At 38.8% G+C, this 20,567-nt stretch carries 20 protein-coding genes; 3 read left to right on the plus strand and 17 right to left on the minus strand.

The window, feature by feature from the left end:
* Positions 1-7 precede the first annotated feature (7 nt).
* The 3 genes from MM239_RS04565 to MM239_RS04575 all read left to right on the plus strand — a co-directional run bounded on the left by MM239_RS04565 (position 8) and on the right by MM239_RS04575 (position 2,871).
* Complete coding sequence (locus tag MM239_RS04565) at positions 8-1,747, plus strand: DUF6044 family protein (protein WP_241346983.1); 1,740 nt, start codon at positions 8-10, stop codon at positions 1,745-1,747.
* 171 nt (positions 1,748-1,918) lie between these two features.
* The gene (locus MM239_RS04570) at positions 1,919-2,326 is read left to right on the plus strand and encodes a hypothetical protein (protein WP_241346985.1); all 408 of its coding nucleotides are present in this window, start codon (positions 1,919-1,921) and stop codon (positions 2,324-2,326) included.
* A gap of 119 nt (positions 2,327-2,445) precedes the next feature.
* Positions 2,446-2,871: a hypothetical protein gene (locus MM239_RS04575; protein WP_241346986.1), complete on the plus strand. Its 426-nt coding sequence runs from the start codon at positions 2,446-2,448 to the stop codon at positions 2,869-2,871.
* A gap of 256 nt (positions 2,872-3,127) precedes the next feature.
* Here MM239_RS04575 and proC read toward each other — a convergent pair whose 3' ends face one another.
* From proC to MM239_RS04660, 17 genes are all read right to left on the minus strand, one after another.
* Positions 3,128-3,931 carry a pyrroline-5-carboxylate reductase gene (gene proC / locus MM239_RS04580; RefSeq protein WP_241346988.1) on the minus strand — a complete coding sequence of 268 codons (804 nt, stop codon included), beginning with the start codon at positions 3,929-3,931 and terminating at the stop codon, positions 3,128-3,130.
* Between the two features lie 113 nt (positions 3,932-4,044).
* Positions 4,045-5,262, minus strand: a complete 1,218-nt coding sequence (locus MM239_RS04585; protein ID WP_241346990.1) for an ATP-grasp domain-containing protein — start codon at positions 5,260-5,262, stop codon at positions 4,045-4,047.
* Between the two features lie 3 nt (positions 5,263-5,265).
* Positions 5,266-6,699 carry a leucyl aminopeptidase family protein gene (locus tag MM239_RS04590; RefSeq protein WP_241346992.1) on the minus strand — a complete coding sequence of 478 codons (1,434 nt, stop codon included), beginning with the start codon at positions 6,697-6,699 and terminating at the stop codon, positions 5,266-5,268.
* An 83-nt stretch (positions 6,700-6,782) separates the two neighbouring features.
* Positions 6,783-7,907, minus strand: coding sequence for an alpha/beta hydrolase (locus tag MM239_RS04595; protein WP_241346994.1), 1,125 nt, complete (start codon positions 7,905-7,907; stop codon positions 6,783-6,785).
* Positions 7,908-7,948: 41 nt separating this feature from the next.
* Positions 7,949-8,446: a hypothetical protein gene (locus MM239_RS04600; protein ID WP_241346996.1), complete on the minus strand. Its 498-nt coding sequence runs from the start codon at positions 8,444-8,446 to the stop codon at positions 7,949-7,951.
* A complete protein-coding gene (locus tag MM239_RS04605; RefSeq protein WP_241346997.1) occupies positions 8,443-9,159 on the minus strand; it encodes a 16S rRNA (uracil(1498)-N(3))-methyltransferase in 717 nt (238 codons plus the stop codon). Before MM239_RS04605 ends, MM239_RS04600 begins: the two co-directional genes overlap by 4 nt.
* A gap of 123 nt (positions 9,160-9,282) precedes the next feature.
* Positions 9,283-11,037, minus strand: a complete 1,755-nt coding sequence (locus MM239_RS04610; RefSeq protein ID WP_241346999.1) for a DEAD/DEAH box helicase — start codon at positions 11,035-11,037, stop codon at positions 9,283-9,285.
* Positions 11,038-11,241: 204 nt separating this feature from the next.
* Positions 11,242-11,502, minus strand: a complete 261-nt coding sequence (locus MM239_RS04615; protein ID WP_241347000.1) for an acyl-CoA-binding protein — start codon at positions 11,500-11,502, stop codon at positions 11,242-11,244.
* Between the two features lie 263 nt (positions 11,503-11,765).
* Positions 11,766-13,055 (minus strand): citrate synthase, encoded by a 1,290-nt coding sequence (locus MM239_RS04620; RefSeq protein ID WP_241347002.1) that lies wholly within the window; start codon positions 13,053-13,055, stop codon positions 11,766-11,768.
* Positions 13,056-13,355: 300 nt separating this feature from the next.
* Positions 13,356-13,775 (minus strand): BrxA/BrxB family bacilliredoxin, encoded by a 420-nt coding sequence (locus MM239_RS04625; protein WP_241347004.1) that lies wholly within the window; start codon positions 13,773-13,775, stop codon positions 13,356-13,358.
* Between the two features lie 27 nt (positions 13,776-13,802).
* The gene (locus MM239_RS04630) at positions 13,803-14,141 is read right to left on the minus strand and encodes a DUF59 domain-containing protein (protein ID WP_241296959.1); all 339 of its coding nucleotides are present in this window, start codon (positions 14,139-14,141) and stop codon (positions 13,803-13,805) included.
* 11 nt (positions 14,142-14,152) lie between these two features.
* Positions 14,153-14,581 carry a SufE family protein gene (locus tag MM239_RS04635; RefSeq protein ID WP_262918438.1) on the minus strand — a complete coding sequence of 143 codons (429 nt, stop codon included), beginning with the start codon at positions 14,579-14,581 and terminating at the stop codon, positions 14,153-14,155.
* Positions 14,578-15,804: a cysteine desulfurase gene (locus MM239_RS04640; protein ID WP_241347006.1), complete on the minus strand. Its 1,227-nt coding sequence runs from the start codon at positions 15,802-15,804 to the stop codon at positions 14,578-14,580. Before MM239_RS04640 ends, MM239_RS04635 begins: the two co-directional genes overlap by 4 nt.
* A gap of 8 nt (positions 15,805-15,812) precedes the next feature.
* On the minus strand, positions 15,813-17,090 hold the full coding sequence (gene sufD, locus MM239_RS04645; protein ID WP_241347007.1) for a Fe-S cluster assembly protein SufD: 1,278 nt from the start codon (positions 17,088-17,090) through the stop codon (positions 15,813-15,815).
* A gap of 33 nt (positions 17,091-17,123) precedes the next feature.
* Entirely contained in the window at positions 17,124-17,882 is a 759-nt protein-coding gene (gene sufC, locus MM239_RS04650) for a Fe-S cluster assembly ATPase SufC (RefSeq protein ID WP_241347009.1), read from the minus strand.
* Positions 17,883-18,064: 182 nt separating this feature from the next.
* The gene (gene sufB / locus MM239_RS04655) at positions 18,065-19,510 is read right to left on the minus strand and encodes a Fe-S cluster assembly protein SufB (RefSeq protein ID WP_241347011.1); all 1,446 of its coding nucleotides are present in this window, start codon (positions 19,508-19,510) and stop codon (positions 18,065-18,067) included.
* Positions 19,511-19,765: 255 nt separating this feature from the next.
* Positions 19,766-20,242 carry an Lrp/AsnC ligand binding domain-containing protein gene (locus tag MM239_RS04660; protein WP_241347013.1) on the minus strand — a complete coding sequence of 159 codons (477 nt, stop codon included), beginning with the start codon at positions 20,240-20,242 and terminating at the stop codon, positions 19,766-19,768.
* Positions 20,243-20,567 lie beyond the last annotated feature (325 nt).

Consider the following 20,567-nt stretch of genomic DNA (forward strand, 5'->3'; position numbering starts at 1 on the left):
CAAAACCTTGCAATTTCTCAGAAATCTAAAAATCAATCCACTACTGTTAGGCATCTTGATGGTGCTACTTTTTTACTCGCATTACTTGTGGCTTGGCCAGGATAGTGTCTGGTATGCCAATGATTACATGGAGTTGATCGTACATTGGTACAAGCTACTCATAGACAGTGGGGCAATGTTTCAGCCCAATGCTAAGGGTGTAGAAGGCATGTTGGGAATATTGCCTAGAGGCTCTTATGCATCCGAGTTTTCTTTGATGACATGGATTTTCTATAGCCTGGACACTTTCCATGCTGTCTTGTTCAATAAGCTGCTGATACACCTTATTGCTTACCTTGCTGCTTATTACTTTTTGATCAGTTTGACAAAGGACATCATTCGTGGCCCAGTGTATTTGTATGCTTTGTTTTGGGCCTGTTCACCATTTTGGCCAGAAGCTGGGGTAGGATTGGCCTTTGTTCCAGTCTTATTTGTGGTGTTTTATAAGTTAGCTCAGGGCGAAAGGCTAAGGTTAAGCCATGTTTTCCTCCTGATTATCTACTGTTTTTATTCCATTGTTTACCTCAATGGTGTATTTGTCTTAGCAGCTATTGCCTTGGCAGGGTGCTATGACCTATTGATTCGAAAGTATTTTACAGCGTCCTATTGGTTGGCTTTGGCACTGCTTTTCATAGCATATTTGGGTTTCAACTATAGGCTGTTTGATATTTATTACTTTCAGCGTGACTGGTTTGTTCCTCACAGGGTGGAGTTTGATATTTATAGTTTTGGCAGGTATCATGATGCATTTTGGGCAAAACTCTTCCAAATACTCTTTATGGGGCAGGTACATGCGATGTATATTTCACCTTTGGTTTATGTCAGTTTGATGGGGTACATGATGTACTTGCTCAGGCAGGAGGGGAGGCAAGCTTGGAAAAGGCATCGGTTGATGATTGGTCTATTTTTAGGGATTCATGTGGTGGCGCTGCTTGCTGCGCTTTTCACTTACCTTCCTTTGGTAGAGCGGATTCCCTTGGTGCTGAAGATCAATCAGTTTAGTTTTGAGCGGTTTTATTTCCTGATTTATCCCATTATGCTGTTTTTGTTTGTTTTGATGCTGGATCAGCTTTTACATTTGGGGAAAAAGTACAGCAAGCAAGCCGCCTTTGTGTTAGGGCTGAGCGTGTTGAGCTATAATTTTTTCATCCTAGACGATAATGTCAAAAATCAGCTGATCAAACCCATGCTTGGCATAGGGGAGAAGTATCCAACTTATAGACAGTTTTTTGCCGAAGAGCAATTTGAAGAGATCAAGGCATTTTTAGTAGAAGACCGAGCAGGCGAAGTGAAATATCGCGTTGGGAGTATTGGGATGCATCCTGCTATAGCTTCATACAACGGTCTTCATGCGATAGATGGTTATACCAGTAATTACCCCTTGGCTTACAAGCATTTGCTATATGAAGTGCTTGAGCAGGAGTTGGGTTTACCAGACAAGGAGAATTGGCTTTATTGGCATTTTCAAGGCTGGGGCAATAAGGCATACCTTTTCAACCATACCTTAGGAGATGATTTCATGAGGTTCAAATGGAGAGCATCAGTGGAGGTGAAAGAACCCAAGTATAATTATGAAAAATTGCGGTCTTTAGGATGTGAGTACGTCCTTTCTGCCGTGCCAGTGATCGACCCACACCTCAACTTGAAAAAGGTCTTCACCCATGATAACTCAGCTTGGGATGTGCATTTGTATGAGGTGGTTTTTTAGAGGGTGTGTATGATGCTGAAGAAGGAATATTCTTGTTAATAGAGTTACATAGGTGATTATTTAATGTTCTTTTCAGTAGGATATTCATAATATTTTGAAAAAATATTAAAGTGCATAAGACATTTTTCAACTAATCTCCGTCTAGAAGATATAACCAGATGTTTAGTGCTTATGAAAAAGATCTTACTTGCCTTTTTGTTTCTAGTTTTCTTTGCTTCCTGCGTTGAAGATGAATTTCTAGGAGATGGAGAATTTCCTATTGGTAATTGGACAATCAGTGAAAGACATGAAAACGGTTTTAGCTTGATAAGGAATGAAAGTTTGCCTGAGAATACCTATGGTTATTCTTTTCATAAAAATGGGAAAATGACTTCCAGGACAATTGCAGGATTCTGTGGAACTCCACCTGTTATATATGCTGACTATTCTGGAAATTGGTCGAATAGAGGTTCAATATTTAACCTAAATATGGGTTTTTGGGGTGGTAGAAATGTCCAGGAATGGAAAGTTGTCTCCACCAACGATACTGGTAACATCGTCAGGATTGAAATCGTTAATTCTGAAAGTGTTTTCGACTAAATTTATATATTTGTTAAACAACCAAAATTTTAATAATACAATATACCATGAAAAAAATATACTTGTTATTCCTGCCTTTTCTATTATTCTCTTGCATAGAGGATTCAGACAAATTAAACATGGAAACTGTCCAGGGAACCTGGGTCCATGAGTTCGAACTTGAAAACCAAACAATAGAATCAACTTTCATCTTTTACTCCAATGGCACTTTTGAGCGGCATAATGACAGAACGCAAGGGGAAGGGGATTATGAAACTGGAATATTGTCTTTTTCAACAGGAAATTATGCTTTTGAAGATGATAAGCTTGTGGTGTCAACACAAACAGCATTCAATGCTGAAATCTATGAAAATCCACCTGCTACTGTAGAAGAGTTGGTAGAGAGTCATAAATTCTTTATCCGTACTGAGAGAGTAGAAATTACCTTTGAAGACAACAACAAGGTAATGATTCTGCTATTTTCTGAATGTCATGATATGATTACAGGAGTTCTCCCCATTTGTGCCGTACCAACCCCTATGCGCTATATCAGAGTAGAGGAGTGAGTTTTTAAATAAAGATTTGTGTTAGCACAAACGAAGAGATAAATTTATACCCATGGCCTGTGTCTCCACAGGCCATGCTTTTTGTAATTCATTCTAGGTTGATTTTTTGCAGGCTTTATCCTGCTAATCTTAATTTTATATCTTTATCTTTAATTTATCCCTTCCAACTTCATCTAATGGATATTCCGATAATCGGAACAAGTTCTACACACTAAAACCGATATCAGGACTATGATTTAAAATCTAATATCTACAATCAATCCTTAGCAATTTTCTCATAGGAAGCGAGTACACCTCGTACCATGGCTGATGAAAACCCTTGGTGTTCCATTTCGTTGAGTCCTACTATGGTACATCCTTTTGGTGTAGTTACCTTATCTATGGCTTGCTCTGGATGCATGTCTTTTTGAATCATCAATTCTGCAGCACCTTTCACCGTTTGGTTTACGATTTGGGAGGCTGTTTTGGCATCAAAGCCAATCTGAATTCCGCCTTGAATCATCGCTCTCATAAACCTCAACACATAAGCAATCCCACAGGCCCCCAAGACGGTAGCAGCTTCCATCAATGCCTCATCAATGGTAATGGAAAAGCCAATACTATTGAATAAATTTTTGACTTGTTCATCAGCATCAAGGGTATTGTTCCTGCCACAGATGCAAGTGATGGATTCGTTGATGTCAGCTGCGATATTTGGCATAGCCCTATAGACCACCATGCTAGGATCTACGACAGCATACATCTCATCAAGGGTAATCCCAGTCGCCAGAGATATGATGGTGTGTCGTTTAGGGTCTAGGACGGGTTTGATTTGCTTCAGGATGCCAGCCACATTATAGGGTTTTACGCCAAGAATGATGATGTCTGACTCACTGGCAGCGATCAAGTTATCACTATGTACCCTTACACCTTTATCTTGAAGATGAAGTAGGTTGCCAGGATTCCTTTTGGTAATGTGCAGGTCTTGCGCAGAAAAGTTGGTTTGTTCAAGTAGTCCATTTGCAATGGAAGTACCCAAGTTGCCACAACCGATGATGGCTATTTTTTTATGCTGAATCATGAGGATGCAATAGATAAATGTACACGTTGAGTCAAAGTTAAGTATAATTCAACTAGACTCAATGATACGAAATGAATTACCAGGATGTGGAGGTCAATTCGAAATTTTATTTTTTAATGTAGCTTTTTTAACTTTTCCGGTGCTGCCACTGAAGAGAAATCACTGCTGAGTTTTTCAGCATAGCTATCTAATAGTGCTCTTACCCTTCCGTGATCTTTTGACTTGACAATCAAGCCTGCGTGGTACTTCAATGGCACCCTAAAGCAAACCTCTTTATCATCAAATGAAGACAAATCCGGGTGTTCGAATTTAGACAAAGTGAGGACTATGCCTGCATACTCCTTGCGGATTTTCGGGAGTTTATATTCATATGATTTGGCAATGGCATCTTCAATTTTTGCCCATTCTGCCCAAAGGTTTATTCCTGTAGCTGCTTCTACCATTTCGGCTAGATGAGCACCGCCCACTCGGCTAGAAGTCTCAAGGAAATACATTTTACCATCTTCTCTGTTTTTGATGAACTCGGTATGAGAGGCGCCATTTTTCATTCCAAATGCCTTCATAACTTCCTTATTGGCTTTTTGGATAGCTTTTTCATCCGCTGAACCATAAGGCACATTGGCACTTCTGAATATGCCGCCACCTTGGGAGATTTCCATAGGAGTGGCCAGGTACTGAGAAACCGTGCATGAAAGTACCTTTCCATTGACATTCAAGCCATCTGCATGGTAGACATCTCCTGGTTTGAACTGTTCTACCAAATACTTCACACGTTGATCCCCTAGTTCATGGATGTGCTTCCAGAGGTCGTCCTTATCATGTACTTTTATGATTCCATTGGCAGAGGCTTCTGATCTTGGTTTCAATACCCAAGGTGCAGCGACAGTGTCTGCAAAATGGTTGATCTCTTCATCATTGAATAGTCCAGAAAATGCAGGAACCAATACACCCTCATCTTGGGCTTTGATACGCATGGCGAGCTTGTCTCTGAAATACCTTCCTGTGGTTTGACCCATGCCAGGGATGCGTAAGTTTTCTCTTAGAAAAGTACCCTTTTCTACATCATAATCATCAAGGGCAATGATAGAGGCAATTTTGTTTGACTTCATCAGTCCCGCCACGCCCAAAAGTAAATGATCCATGTTCCACTCCAGATCCAATCCTGGCATGTAAAAAATCTCCTCCAAATGCTCATGAGGCCAACCTGCATCTCTGAGGCTTTCTGTTGTGATTAGATAGACTTTGTTACCAAGTTTATTCAATTGGATCATGAAGTCTTTGCCTTTAAAATAATTGGACAAGCAAATAAAAGTTTTGGATGTGGTTTTCATAGCTTACATGTTTTCGATCAATTTAACAATTAAATGGACACCATATGCAGTGGCATGTTTTGTTTTTGCAAATTCAGAATCTCCGAATGCTGTCCCTGCGATGTCTATATGTGCCCAAGAGGCATGAGAATCCGTAAAAGCTTCAAGGAATTTTGCTGCAGTGATCGCTCCTGCAAAAGGTTTTCCGTGATAGTTTTTGATATCTGCGATTTCACTGTCCATTTCTGAGGCGTAAGTATCCCACATAGGAAGTGGCCACATTTTCTCTCCGACATCGGAGCCAGCTTTTTGAAGCGCATCAAGGAGAACCTGATCTTTGCTAAACAATGCGGCACATTCATAACCAAATGTCCCAACTGCACTACCTGTAAGTGTAGCTAGGTCTATTACCGTGTCTATCTCATAGTTTTTGATCAGATAGCTTAATCCATCTGCCAAGATTAATCTTCCTTCTGCATCTGTGTCTATGATTTCTATGGTCTTGCCGCTGTAGCTATTGATGACATCCGAAGGCAGAAATGAATCCTTGTCGATGCTGTTTTCTACGCAAGGGACGATAGCTGTCAGGTTGACCGGCAAGGATAAGCTAGCCACAGCAGCTAAAGCTCCTAGCACGGCTGCCGCACCTCCCATGTCACACTTCATGTGTACCATGCCAGCTGTTTTGATGTTGAGCCCTCCCGTGTCAAAAGTCACCCCCTTGCCCACTAGACCGAGGTGTTTTGTGGCTTTCTCATTTCTATATTCTGCTATGATGAATCGTGGGGATTTTTTTACACTACTCCCTTGGCTTACCGCTAGGAATGCATGTAGACCCAGAGCTTCCGCTTCCTTCCTCTCCAATACGGTCGCTTTAAAGCCGAGCGCTTTACTTTTTTCTTTTGCCCAATTGGCTAAATATGCTGGAGTAGCTTCATTGGATGGTAGGTCTACCATTTTCATGGTTTCCAGCTGAGCTGTTGCCAAAGTCAAGCTGTATTCAGCTATCTTATCGAGGTCTGAGCCATTGGAAAATAGATTGAGGTTTACTTGATCCCAATCTTTCTTTTTGGGTTCGGATTTCTTGAAGTGTGCTAATCTATAAGTTCCAAGCTTCAAGCCAGTGATGGCTGCCTGAATTTGATCAGAGTCAAACGCTTCGGGGAAAATAATGCTTATCTCATTTTCTATAATTGACTCATGCTTGGCAGTCACCCTCCTAAAAGCTGTTTGGATGGTTTTATAATGGGTATCGCTTTTCCCAAGCCCAAGGAGTAAATACAAGCCTTTTTCATCTTCAAAAAGATAATGGCTGTCTTTTTTTCCAGTGAAAAGTTTAGTAGAGATAGATTTCTCGCTAAGTCCTTTTGGAAATGCTACTCCTGCTTCATTTTCGAAAAATGGTAAAATGATGAGCCCGTTTGATTCTTCAATGGATTGGTGGATCTTAATTTTCATTGTTTGGAGTTTAGCAATTGATTTAAAAATTTGGGGATATAAATTATGTTTTAGGTGTTTGAATAGCAATTAAATTTCTAATGCTATTCTGATTTTTCGCTAAAGAAAAGCCATTCCATTGCTTTTGGGAATTCATCACTCCAATAGCTTTCGTTATGCTTTCCTTCTTGATTGATAGACAGTCTTACTTTCATTTTCCCTTCTAAGTGATCCTTTTTCAAGAGTTTCTTTTTGAATTTTTTGACATGTTTGATCATTTTCTCACTCTCATCACCACCTGCGTAGAGATAGATTTTGGTTTCGGATACATCATCCATGTCTAAAAAGGAAAACTTGATCTTAGGCAATACCCATAGGGAAGGAGAGAAGATCATGAGCTTTCCGTAAACTTCTGGATACATCAGGCCACTGAATATACTCACCAGTCCACCCATAGAGCTGCCACCGATTCCGGTGAACTCACGCTGTGGTTTGGTACGGTAACTTTTATCTACAAATGGCTTTAAAGTATCCGTAATGAACCGGATGTATTTTTTCCCTTGACCTTTTCCCAGTCTTGTGTTCCCCACATTATATTCTAGGACTCGCTCACTCTCCCCATGCTCTATGGCGATCACGATGAGCTTGCCAATGCCATAGTATGCCATTACAGCTAATTTTTTGTCAATTTGCCAATTGCCAAAAGCTGAGTTTTCATTGAAAAGATTCTGTGCATCATGCAAGTAGAGTACGGGATACGAGTCGGTAGATTCATCATAATCATTGGGTAGGAGGGCCCAGATTTTCCGCGTTTTATTGAGCTGTGGAATTTCAAATTCTTCCGAAATAAGGTGGATTTTTGGCAGATACTCTTCTTTGAAGGGAAGCCAGTTTTTTCTCCATCTAGGGACAAATGCTTCTACTTGACTTTCTTGCTTCTCAAGCTTCCTATTTGGTGTTTTGTTTCCGTACTTGTCTATCTCTACTTCTGACCAGTCTCCTTTAGTGAATTTATATTCAATTGGATAGTTGAAGTGAAAATCTTCTGGAAATTGAAATTGGTACTTACCCTCTTCCAATTTTTCCATGCGATGTTTTTTGTCTTGAGTTACCCAGTTATTAAAATTGCCTGATATATAGACTGGCCTTTCATCATCTTCGTCAGTAGTCAAGACAATGGTCAAGCCAGCATTTTTTTTTGTAGATTGTTCTAAAGGTTGAAAAGTCATGGTTGAAATATACTTTGAATAATTAATCTGAGCGATTTTTATCAAAACCTAACAGGGGAAGTTCTTACTTCTGGCTCTTTGATCATGATAAAGGATTCGCCTTCCTTGGCATGGCAAGCATTGCAGGCAGATGTTAGAGACCTGAATCCTTTGAGAAATTCCTCTTTATCTTCTTTCTTGATCACGGCTTCTATGCTTGGGATAGCCTCATTTAAGAAGCTTTCAGCTGATGCAGCCCTTTCTTTTCTCCGCTTCAAGCCATCTTCCAATGCTTCCAGCAAATGCTCCACTTGATGATCTGCATATTGCCAGTTTTCATCCATACCAGCCCAATATAATTCAGAATACCTGTATGATACCTCAATCATGGTTTTGCTAAACCCGCCCAGTTGATGAGCGACTTCTTCAAACTTTTCATTGGTGTCCCCTGCTAGCCATCCTCCGCTACCAACAGCAGATGCTTCTTCTTTTTCTTGATGGTTGATTTGACAGGAAGATATGGTAGCGAATGCTGCGAGGATAAGTAAGTTTTTTTTCATAAATCTTTTAAGTTATTTACCAATTGTAAAGTATGCACAGCTGCTACTGCTGCTGTCTCTGACCTAAGCCGACTTTTACCTAATGAGCAAGGTAAGAAATGATTGTCAAATGCAAGCTGTATTTCTTGCTGTGAGAAGTCACCTTCTGGCCCTATAAGAATTAAATAAGCTTGGTCTGCTTTAGCTTTTGCAAACAAATGCCTGTCATTCTCTTTATCTACATAGGCAATGAATCTCTGATAATCATTGAATTGCTGGTCTTGAAGCAATTCTTTCATTGGCCTGACAGGGTTTAGCTTAGGAAGCCAAGTTTTTAAACTCTGCTTGCATGCTGCAACGATTTTTTTTTCAAGCCTTTCGAGCTTGAGATGGCTTCGTTCAGAAAATTCAGACTCCATAAATGTAATCTCATGTACCCCTATCTCGGTAAGTTTTTCTATCATCCATTCCATGCGGTCCGCATTCTTGGTAGGGGAGATTGCTAAGTGGATATAGTAGTCGTCTTCAGGCTGGAACTCCCGATCCTCAATTCTCAAAACAGCTTTCTTTGCATTGGCATCAATGATTTTGCAATGGTAGAGATTTCCTCGCCCGTCTGTGAAATATACCGTATCTCCCTGAGACTTCCTTAATACCTTGATGAGGTGCTTGGATTCTTCAGAATCCAATTCGAACTGATTTTCTGTGGTTTGCGATGTGAAAAATAGCTGCATGCTTCTTTTTTTTCTGAATTCGTAAAAATAGCAAATCCTTGGGATATGATAGCGTTAAATCAAAAAAAGCGTGTCCAAACCGGACACGCTTTTTGAATTTACTAACTAACTAACCTTTATGAATTAACCTTTTGATATCTCAATGTTAACTACTTTTCCTTTGATCGTATTGTCTCTCATTACGCTGATTACGTGTTGAGCATCTTTCTGAGGTACATCTACAAAAGAGAAGTTGTCAAAAATGTCAATTCCTCCAATGCTTCTTCCAGGTACACCTGTTTCTCCTGCGATGGCACCTACGATATCATTAGGACGTATTCTATCTTTTTTACCTACATTGATGAAAAGTCTGGCCATTCCTGGCTCTCTTACACCTTTCTCTCTGCTTGGTCTTTCTCTTCTTGGACCTCTATCACCACGATCTGATTTATCTCTTCCTGAGAATCTATCTCCACGCTCTGATCTTCCTTCTGATCTTCCTCTACCTCCAAAGTCACGCTCTCTTCTTCCGCCTCTGTCTCCACCTCTTTCTCTACTTCCGAAGTCTAAGCCAAAGTTTTGGTCTTCCATTTCTTTGAGTGAATCACCAAGGTAAAGTTTAGCCATTCCAAGAGTAACCTGTTCCATGGTAATGCCTTCAGAAAGCATTTGACCAATTACCTCTTCGATAAACTGGTTATTTTCTTCCTTGCTGATTGCTCTATGGATATCTTTTACTAGAGATGCTTTCTTTAACTCTATCAAATCACTCACGGAAGGAGGATCCATTTTTGTAATGCTAGTCTTGATGAATTTCTCCAAGTCACGAAGTCTGTAAGTATCTTTTCTACCAGTGATAAAGCTGATAGCCATACCAGATCTTCCTGCTCTACCCGTTCTGCCGATTCTGTGAACGTAGTTCTCTTCATCAAGGGGAAGGTCGTAGTTGAATACTGCTTCTACATCATCTACATCTATACCTCTAGCTGCTACATCTGTAGCGACAAGAACAGTACAAGTACCTTTTCTGAATTTATTCATTACTTTGGTACGCTGTGCTTGAGAAAGATCTCCATGAAGTGCTTCGGCTCCGATACCTTTAGACATCAAGGCTTCAGTAACTTCGTCAGTTGATCTTTTTGTATTACAGAATACTACACTTAGCTTGAACTGATTGATATCCATCAACCTAGCCATCAATTCTACCCTTAGGCCTGGCTTTACTTCATAGTAAGACTGTGTGATGTTCTCTACAGTCAACTCTTTTCTCAATACTTTTACAATCTCAGGATTGTCTTGGTATTTTCTTGTAAGATCCAAGATTGGTTTAGGCATGGTAGCTGAGAAGAAGACTGTCTGTCTATCATCATTCATCGAGCTTAGGATGGTTTCGATATCATCTCTAAAACCCATGTCTAGCATTTCGTCTGCCTCATCCAATACGATCATTTTAACATCAGATAGATTCAATGTTCTTCTATCCATGTGATCCATGATACGTCCAGGTGTTCCTACGACGATTTGAACACCTCTTTTAAGGCTTTTGATCTGTCGATCGATGGATTCACCACCATATATACATGTGCTGGTAACTCCTCTTTTAAATTTTGATAATTTTACGATTTCACCTTCTACCTGTACGGCTAGCTCCCTTGTAGGACAAAGGATAAGTGCCTGTGGCTTTTTTGAAGAGGGATCTACCGAATCGATGATTGGTATACCAAAAGAAGCTGTCTTACCAGTACCTGTTTGGGCCTGTCCGATAACGTCTTTTCCTTCAAGAAGTAATGGGATAGATTGTGCTTGAATTTGGGAAGGTTGGGTATAGCCCATTTCTTCCACTGCCTTTAGGATTTCTTCTGAAATCCCAAGGTCTGAGAATAATAATTCTTGTTCCATGAAATGTTTCCTTACTTTTCTCAACCATGATTTCCTAAGAACCTCCTATTGTAAGCGACAGTAAGGAAACCCACGGCTAGAAAAATGTTATAATTTAATTCGAGTGCAAAGGTAGGAGTAATTATTTGGAATTCCTAATCATTCTAGAATGTTTTTGGAATATTCTCAATTTTTACTTCTGTATTTTAAAAAATAATTTGGTGATCAAAGGTATTTCGGTGAAATTTCATTGATGAAATCCACATATTCTTGACTAGCATCTGATTTACTTTTTCCAGCTTGTGCAAGCCATGCATTGTATTTGGCAGCTGCTTTGAAATCAAATCCTCCTGGTCTTTCGGTTTCATTATCCCCTTCAGTAGCTTGCTTATACAAAGCATAGATTTTCAAAAGTTCTTCATTTGAAGGTTTGGAAGTGAATTTTTTGGTAAGCGCCATGGCTTCCTCAATGGTATTTGCTTGCATAGAAAACTCGATTTATATGTTTTGGTTTCCAAATATAGGGATTAATGAATTTTCTAACTAATTAATACTAAAAATCCACAAGAGAATGTTGTAACCTATTAATTTATGGTAAAAATAGACCTTCTAGGCTTTACTCGATTTTGTCTAATAACTGATTGGTAATCAATAATAAAATGAAAGGTTTGAGGGTTTAGGTAATCATTAAAAAATCCCCCAACTTTGTGAGTAGGGGGACTTTCTTTATTCTAAAAGGCCAGTTAAAATTAGCCTCTTTTGTTCATAGATACATACTCTCTATCAGTTGCACCTGTGTAAATCTGTCTAGGTCTTCCGATTGGTTCGCCATTTTCTCTCATTTCTTTCCACTGAGCGATCCAGCCAGGAAGTCTACCGATGGCAAACATTACTGTAAACATATCAGTAGGAATACCTAATGCCCTATAGATGATACCTGAATAGAAATCTACATTTGGATAGAGGTTTCTGTCCACAAAGTATTGATCGCTCAATGCAGCCTCCTCTAGTTCTTTTGCAATATCCAATACTGGATCGTTTACACCAAGCTTAGCCAATACATCATCGGCTGCTTTCTTGATGATTTTTGCTCTTGGGTCAAAGTTTTTGTATACCCTGTGACCGAAGCCCATCAATCTGAATGGATCATTTTTGTCTTTGGCTTTGTCCAAGAACTTCTTCGTGTCACCACCGTCAGCCTTGATAGCTTCAAGCATTTCAATTACTGCTTGGTTTGCTCCACCGTGTAGTGGTCCCCAAAGGGCATTGATACCAGCAGAAATAGATGCATAGATAGACGCTTGTGAAGAGCCTACGATTCTCACTGTAGAAGTTGAGCAGTTCTGCTCATGATCTGCGTGAAGAATTAGTAACTGATCCAAGGCTTTTGAAACTACTGGGTCTACATCATAGCGCTCAGCAGGAAGTGCAAACATCATTTTCAGGAAGTTTGAACAATAGTCTAAGCTGTTGTCTGGATAGTTTACTGGATGTCCTACTTTGTTTTTGAATGCCCATGCTGCAAAAGTTGGCATTTTGGCTAGAAGTCTGATGATGCTTAAGTTAACTGCATCTTCGTTTCTTGTAGGATCCAGGGATTCAGGATAGAAAGCGGTAAGCGAACAGATCAATGAAGAAAGTACTCCCATTGGGTGAGAGTTGGAAGGGAAGCCATCCAATATTTTTTTGATGTCTTCATGTACCAAAGTGTGTGTTGTTATTTCTCTGGTGAATTTTTCGTATTCTTTTTGAGTAGGTAACTCACCATATATCAAAAGATAAGCTACTTCTAAAAATGAAGATTTTTCAGCCAAATCTTCTATCTTATAACCTCTATATTTCAAAATTCCATTCTCTCCATCTAAGTAAGTGATGGCAGAAGTTGTAGAACCTGTGTTTTTGAACCCTGGGTCTATGGTGATCAAGCCTGATTGCCCTCTTAATTTGGCGATATCTACTGCTTTCTCATTTTCTGTTCCTTCAATTACTGGGAGTTCGTATTCCTTCCCGCCGTATGATAACTTAGCTATTTCGGACATAGATTGATTATTATTAATTAGTTTATTGATTCTAATGTTTTATTAACTGGTTTCAGCGCCTTAAGTTAGCAAAAATGAGTGTTATTTACATGTTATTTAAAACCAACGGTAACTATAAATGTTAAGTTTTGTAAACAATTGCTTAGACTTAAAGAAAAGCACTTAAATGAACTTGAGTCCTTTTAGATGTTTTCGGGATTTAAGTTCGGATATATGGATTTTTCCCAAATATAGTTTCGAATTATACTTCCAAAATTTCTATATTTTTTTAGCAGAAAAAAAGCCCAATAGGGCTTTTCGTTATTTACAGAAGTGTTCGAATACTTCTACTAAATGTTCTCCAATCATCTGAGCATTTCTACCTTCAATGTGGTGTCTTTCGATGAAATGTACCAACTCTCCGTCCTTGAAAAAGGCCATGGCTGGAGATGAAGGAGGATAAGGAAGTACTACTTCTCTGAATTTGTTGACAGCTGACACATCATTTCCAGCAAATGCTGTAGCAAGATGTGTAGGCTTTACACTGCTTTTCTCAAGTGCAAATCTTACCCCTGGTCTGGCAGCACCAGCCGCACATCCACAAACGGAATTGATCACTACTAGCGTGGTGCCTTTATGGTCTTTGAGGTGATTGACGACATCTTCGTCAGTTCTGAATTCTTGAAAACCTACATCTGTAAGTTCTGCCCTCATTGGGGCAATTAAATCCTCTGGATACATATTGTTATCGTTTTTGTATACTTAAAATTACAGAAAACCTAGTTCTAGCTTAGCGGCTTCTGACATCATATCTTGTGAATATGGCGGATCGAAAGTCAGTTCTAGCTCGACATGGTTGATTCCTTGAATTTGTTGAATTTTATCTTTGATTTCGCTAGGTATAAATTCTGCTGAAGGGCAGTTTGGTGAGGTCAGTGTCATCAATATGAATACATTATTGACAGGATACACACTGATCTCATATATCAAACCTAGTTCATATACATCTACAGGGATCTCTGGGTCATAGACTTGTTTGATCGCTGTGATTACTTTTTCTTTCAGTTCTTGTGCAGGGATTTCCTGAAGGTTGTTAGTTTCAGACATTTTGTGATTATTTAGGAGTTGAGCTTTGCCTGATATCCCAAAGCATAAAGTTTCATTTGCTTGATCATCGCTGCGAGTCCATTAGATCTTTGTGAACCAATGATGTTTCCCATTCCGATTTTCTCTATGAAGTATAATTCTGCTTGAATGATTTCTTCTGGGGTTCTACCTGATAGTATTCTAATCAGAAGACTAATCAACCCTTTGGTAATGTCAGTATTAGAATCTGCAAGAAAGTTGATCTTTCCTTGTGCTTCACTTGCAGAGAGCCAAACTTTGGATTGACATCCTTTGATGATGTTTTCTTCTGTTTTATCATTTTCAGGCATTTCTGGAAGTTTTGCACCTATCTCCATGATATAGAAAATAGTAGATTCTCTATCACTTCCTAGGATATCGAACTCTTCGATGATCTCTTCCTGAACCTTATTTATACTCATGATTTGTTTTTCAATTTTGCAATTTTGGCCACAGATGCTACCAAAGTATCTATTTCTGATTTGGTATTGTAAACAGCAAAGGAAGCCCTTACAGTTCCCTCTATCCCAAATCTCTGCATCAAAGGCTGTGTGCAGTGATGTCCAGTTCTTACTGCTATTCCATTCGCATCAAGCATCATGCCCACATCAAAAGGGTGCATGCCATTGATATTGAATGAGATCACTGAAACTTTGTCCTTGGCAGTTCCCACAGGAATGAAGCCATTGATTTTTGAAAGTTCAGCACTAGCGTAGGAGAGGAGTTCATCTTCATGTGCCTTGATCGCTTTTTTACCCAAGTCGTTGATGAATTCCAATGCTTTTCCAAAAGCAATCACATCAGCTATATTGGGTGTACCAGCCTCGAATTTGAATGGAAGCTCATTGAAGGTCGTTTTTGCAAATGTCACTTCTTTGATCATCTCACCACCTCCTTGGTATGGAGGCATGGCGTCTAGGACTTCTCTTTTGCCATAAAGTGCACCAAGTCCAGTAGGGCCATATAGCTTGTGTGCCGAAAGCACAAAGAAATCACAGTCCAGTGCTTGAACGTCGATTTCTAAATGAGAACTAGACTGAGCTCCGTCTAGTAGTATTTTTGCACCTACTTGGTGGGCTTTGGAGATGATTTTTTCTACCGGGTTGATCGTACCTAGCGCATTGGAAGCATGGACGATGCTAACTAGCTTTGTTTTTGAACTTAGCAAGTTTTCAAATGCTTCAAAGTCTATTTCACCTTCCTCATTGATAGGGATGATGTTTAGCTTTGCGCCTTTTTCTTCACATAGTATTTGCCAAGGAACGATATTCGAATGATGCTCAAGCGTAGAAATGATAATTTCATCACCTTGTTCAATGAACTTTTTCCCAAAGCAAGTAGCAACTAAATTGATACCTTCTGTGGTGCCTTTCGTGAATATGATTTCAGCCTCCTCCTTCGCATTGATAAAATCCTTGAGCAAAGTCCTAGTCGATTCATAATACCTGGTAGCACGATCAGCTAAAGTATGGGCACCTCTGTGAATGTTTGAGTTATCCATATGGTAGTAGTTGCTTAAGGCATCTATTACTTCTTGTGGTTTTTGCGTCGTTGCAGCATTGTCAAAATAGATCAAAGGTTTACCATTGACTTGCTGATGAAGAATGGGGAATTGAGCTCTTATTTTTTGGATATCTAATGCCATGAATTTTGTTAGAATTGTGTCCCTAATCGCTCCTGAACCATTTCGATGCAATATGCTTTGAAAGGTTCATAGGCAATGTGATCAAGAACCTCTCCAGCAAAAGCATATAGCAAAAGCCCGCGTGCTTGATCTTTGCCAATACCTCGCGCTTGAAGGTAGAACAATGCTTCCTCGTCCAGTTGACCTGTGGTACAGCCATGTGAACATTTCACATCATCAGCCCAAATTTCCAATTGTGGTTTGGTGTTGATGATTGCGTCTTCAGAAAGCAGGATGTTGTTGTTTTGCTGGAATGCATTTGTTTTTTGCGCGTCCTGTCGGACAAATATCTTTCCATTGAAAACGCCTCTGGATGAATCTGCCAATATTCCTTTGTACAGCTCATTGGAGTCTGCATGTGGCTTGGTGTGGTCTACATTGGTATGGTTGTCAACATGGGTTTTGCCATTGAGCAAGTACAATCCATACATGTTTCCTTCACAGCCAGCATCAAGCAGGTTTAAGCTTAGGTTGTTTCTAAGCATGTCACCACTAAGTTGGGTAGCTACAGTAGTGAATGTAGCTGATCTATGAATGTCAGTTACAAAATTATTGGCCACAATAGCTTGTCGATTTTCATTCTGAAGCCTGTAGTAATGGGCATGTGCATTGGAACCAACTTTTACCTCTGTGACAGTGTTTGAAAAGTACACATCCTGGTCAAGAGAAATGGTGTTTTCCAAAAGTGTAACTTCAGCTTGTTCTTCTACTTCTATCAGCACACGTGAATGTATCGCCTGACCACCTTGTGCTTGATTGAAATGAAGAATGAATATTGGCTTTTGAACTTGGCTACCCTTTAGCACTTTGATACTAACCCCATTTTCAAAAAACAAGTTGTTTAAAGCTACAAAAGGATCAGCTTCTGCATTGGCAATACTACCTAGCAAGCTGCTTGAAGATTCTTGAAGAGAAGATAAAGTATAACCCTCATTAGAAACTTTGGAAAGTGATGGCTCAAACTTGCCATTGTTGAACACCACGATATCTCCTTCAAAACCATTGAATAATGCTTGATCGACTTGATCAGCTGTCAATGTCAATGAAGTAGCAGGTCTATAATCCTTGATTTGTTGCTCTATTTTTTTGCTAATAGCGGTGAACTTGTATTCTTCTTCTTTGAAATGTGGCAGACCAACATGTTCGAGTATCTCAAGGCCAGCTTTTCTCAATTCAGAAAAACTGGTATGAGATGGCTGAACTTGAAGGAATTGCTCTGTTGCCTTATTTATTTGGATAGTTTTCATTAGTTGTGAATTGATTAGCAGATAAAAGGAAAATTATACAGCGGCATCTACCTCTTCTTTGATCCAGTCGTATCCTTTTTCTTCCAATTCTAAGGCTAATTCTTTTGTGCCAGATTTCACAATCCTTCCTTTGTAAAGGACATGAACATAATCAGGTACAATGTAATCAAGCAACCTTTGGTAGTGGGTCACTACGATGGTCGCATTTTCATTACTTTTCAGTTTGTTTACGCCATTTGACACGACTCTCAAAGCATCAATATCTAGTCCAGAGTCAGTTTCGTCTAGAATAGCTAGCTTAGGCTCAAGCATTGCCATTTGGAAGATTTCATTTCTCTTCTTCTCTCCACCTGAAAAACCTTCATTAAGCGCTCGACTTAGAAGTTTTTGATCGATTTCTACAAGTTTCATTTTCTCTTTCATTTCAGAAAGAAACTTTACAGCATCCAAAGGTTCTAGTCCTCTATATTCTCTGACTTGGTTTACGGCAGTTCTCAAGAAGTTGGTAGAGCTTACTCCAGGGATTTCAACGGGGTATTGAAATGCCAAAAAGACACCTTCTCTAGCCCTGTCTTCAGGAGCAAGATCCAAAAGATCTTTTCCAAGGAAGTTTACCGATCCTTCAGTTACTTCATATTCTTCTCTTCCTGCTAGGACAGAGGCCAAAGTAGATTTACCTGATCCATTAGGACCCATGATGGCATGAACTTCGCCTGGCTTTACTTCTAAGTTGATTCCTCTAAGTATGGGTGTGCCTTCAATAGAGGCGTGGAGATTCTTGATTGATAACATAATTGATATTATAATGCTAAAATTTAGCTCATTTTTTAATTTAATAAACTTCTACAAATCCAATGGCTTAAAGTGAAATGCTCTAGTCCATGTTGAATTTATTGGGCTTCATGAAATACCCTCCATTTCAGATAAATTTTACTGATTTGGAAAGTACTTAGATGAGTGTGTTAATGCTATTATTAACCCACTGATCCTTCCAAAGTCAAAGCCAAAAGCTTCTGTGCTTCAACAGCAAATTCCATAGGAAGTTGATTTAGAACTTCTTTTGCATATCCATTGACAATAAGTGCTACAGCATCTTCAGTCGATATACCTCTTTGGTTGCAATAAAACAGCTGGTCTTCACCGATTTTGGAGGTAGTCGCTTCATGCTCAACTTTAGCGGATGAATTCTGAATGTCTATATATGGAAAGGTATGTGCACCACATCTATCTCCCATAAGCAATGAATCACATTGAGAGAAGTTTCTAGCATTGGTAGCACGTTTCATTACTTGTACCTGTCCTCTGTAGGAGTTTTGAGATTTTCCAGCAGAAATTCCTTTAGATACAATTCTTGATTTTGTGTTTTTACCAATGTGGATCATTTTGGTACCTGTATCTGCTTGCTGATAATTGTTTGTCACAGCCACAGAATAAAACTCACCAACAGAATTGTCACCTTTTAGGATACAAGAAGGGTATTTCCAAGTTACGGCAGAACCTGTTTCTACCTGTGTCCAAGAAATTTTGGAATTGTCTCCTGCGCAAATACCTCTTTTGGTTACGAAGTTATAGATTCCACCTTTTCCGTTTTTGTCTCCTGGAAACCAGTTTTGTACTGTTGAGTATTTTACTTCAGCATTTTTGGCAGCATAGATCTCAACCACAGCGGCGTGAAGTTGGTTTTCGTCTCTTTGCGGAGCTGTACATCCTTCAAGGTATGAAACATAAGAGCTGTCCTCTGCTACTATCAATGTTCTCTCGAATTGCCCTGTATTTGCGGCGTTGATTCTAAAGTAAGTTGAAAGTTCCATTGGACATCTTACTCCAGCGGGGATAAAACAAAATGATCCGTCAGAAAAAACGGCTGAATTTAAAGCTGCATAGTAATTGTCAGTCATTGGAACGACAGACCCTAGGTACTGCTTCACCAATTCAGGGTGTTCTTTCACCGCCTCAGAGAATGAGCAGAAAATGATTCCCAATTTGGATAAGGTTTCTTTGAAAGTGGTTCCAACAGAGACAGAATCTAGCACGGCATCTACTGCAATTCCTTGAAGTTTCTTTTGCTCATTGAGGGAGATTCCTAACCTTTCATATATCTGTAATAATTCAGGATCTATCTCATCCAAGCTTTTAGGCTTTTTAGATTTTTTAGGTGCTGAATAATATCTTAATGCTTGTAAGTCAATTTTAGGGTAGGTGACATTTGCCCATTCAGGCTCGGTCATTTCAGACCAAGTTTTGAATGCCTTGAGCCTCCAATCCAATAGCCATTGTGGTTCTTCTTTTTTGGCAGAAATCCATTTGATAATTTCTTCATTGAGCCCGGGAGGAGCCTCGTCCACTTCCATATCTACTGACCACCCGTGTTCGTATTCTTTGGAGGTAAATTCTTCTAATATTTGGTTGTCTTTGCTCATGTTGTGAGTTATTTAGACTAATTATATTTTGTTCTGCGAAGATACAACATTTATCTAAAATATATTGTTCAGCGGGATTTCAAATATCTATTTGATATAGAAAAAAACTATCATAAATATTTGATAATAAGTAAGGTGTATGAATTTCCGGGTCAAGGATTAAAAACTTGACCCGGTTGTTATAATTATAAATATTATTTAAATAATTATAAAAAAAATTTATTTAGATTTAATCTAAACTAATGCTAATAAATGTTACTTTCCTGTTTTGTCAAAAAATTGAATTGGACGATTGATGCTTTCTTCTAACACAATCAAAGTCTCTGTACGATCAATACCTTCCACTTTTTGAATATTATCTAATACAGTTCTGAGGTGATTGGTGTCTTTACAGATGATTTTTGCGAATATACTGTAGTTTCCAGTGGTGTAATATGCATTGATTACCTCAGGGATTTGCTTTAGATTTTCAATCACTGCATCATAGAGTGAACTCTTTTCTAAATAAATCCCCAAGAAGGCAGAAATATCATATCCTAATTTTGAAAAATCTATGTTTAAGGTAGCGCTTTTTACAATCCCCAGATCTTCTAGCTTTCTCATCCTTACATGGACTGTTCCAGAAGATACAAATACTTTCTTTGCGATTTCGGTGTAAGGAGTTTTTGCATCCTCATTGAGGAGGGATATTATCTTTAAATCTACATTATCAATATCTAAATTTTTATCCATTATTTTGAGTTTTTATTATTGGTATCGTAACAAATATGGCGTTAAATTATGAAATACTTAAAATAAAGCAAAATTTATTTTTCAATTTGTAAAAGTGATGAAAATACATTTATTTTGGCATTTAAGAATTAAGAGTAAATTTAATTTGGCTTTGGTTCAATTGAATCAAATTTTCATTTGAAATTACCTTTAATGGTTTTTATTTCAAGTGTATAACATATGAAAACTTTTAATCTCTAAAGTTATATTTGGGTTTATATTCTGAAAAGGGTCTTGCTGTTGGCAAGACTTTTTTATTTTTTACCCATTGAAAATAAGTTTTTTA

Origin of the sequence: Belliella filtrata, from assembly GCF_022549775.1 — a bacterium.
GTDB classification, from domain to species: domain Bacteria; phylum Bacteroidota; class Bacteroidia; order Cytophagales; family Cyclobacteriaceae; genus Belliella; species Belliella filtrata.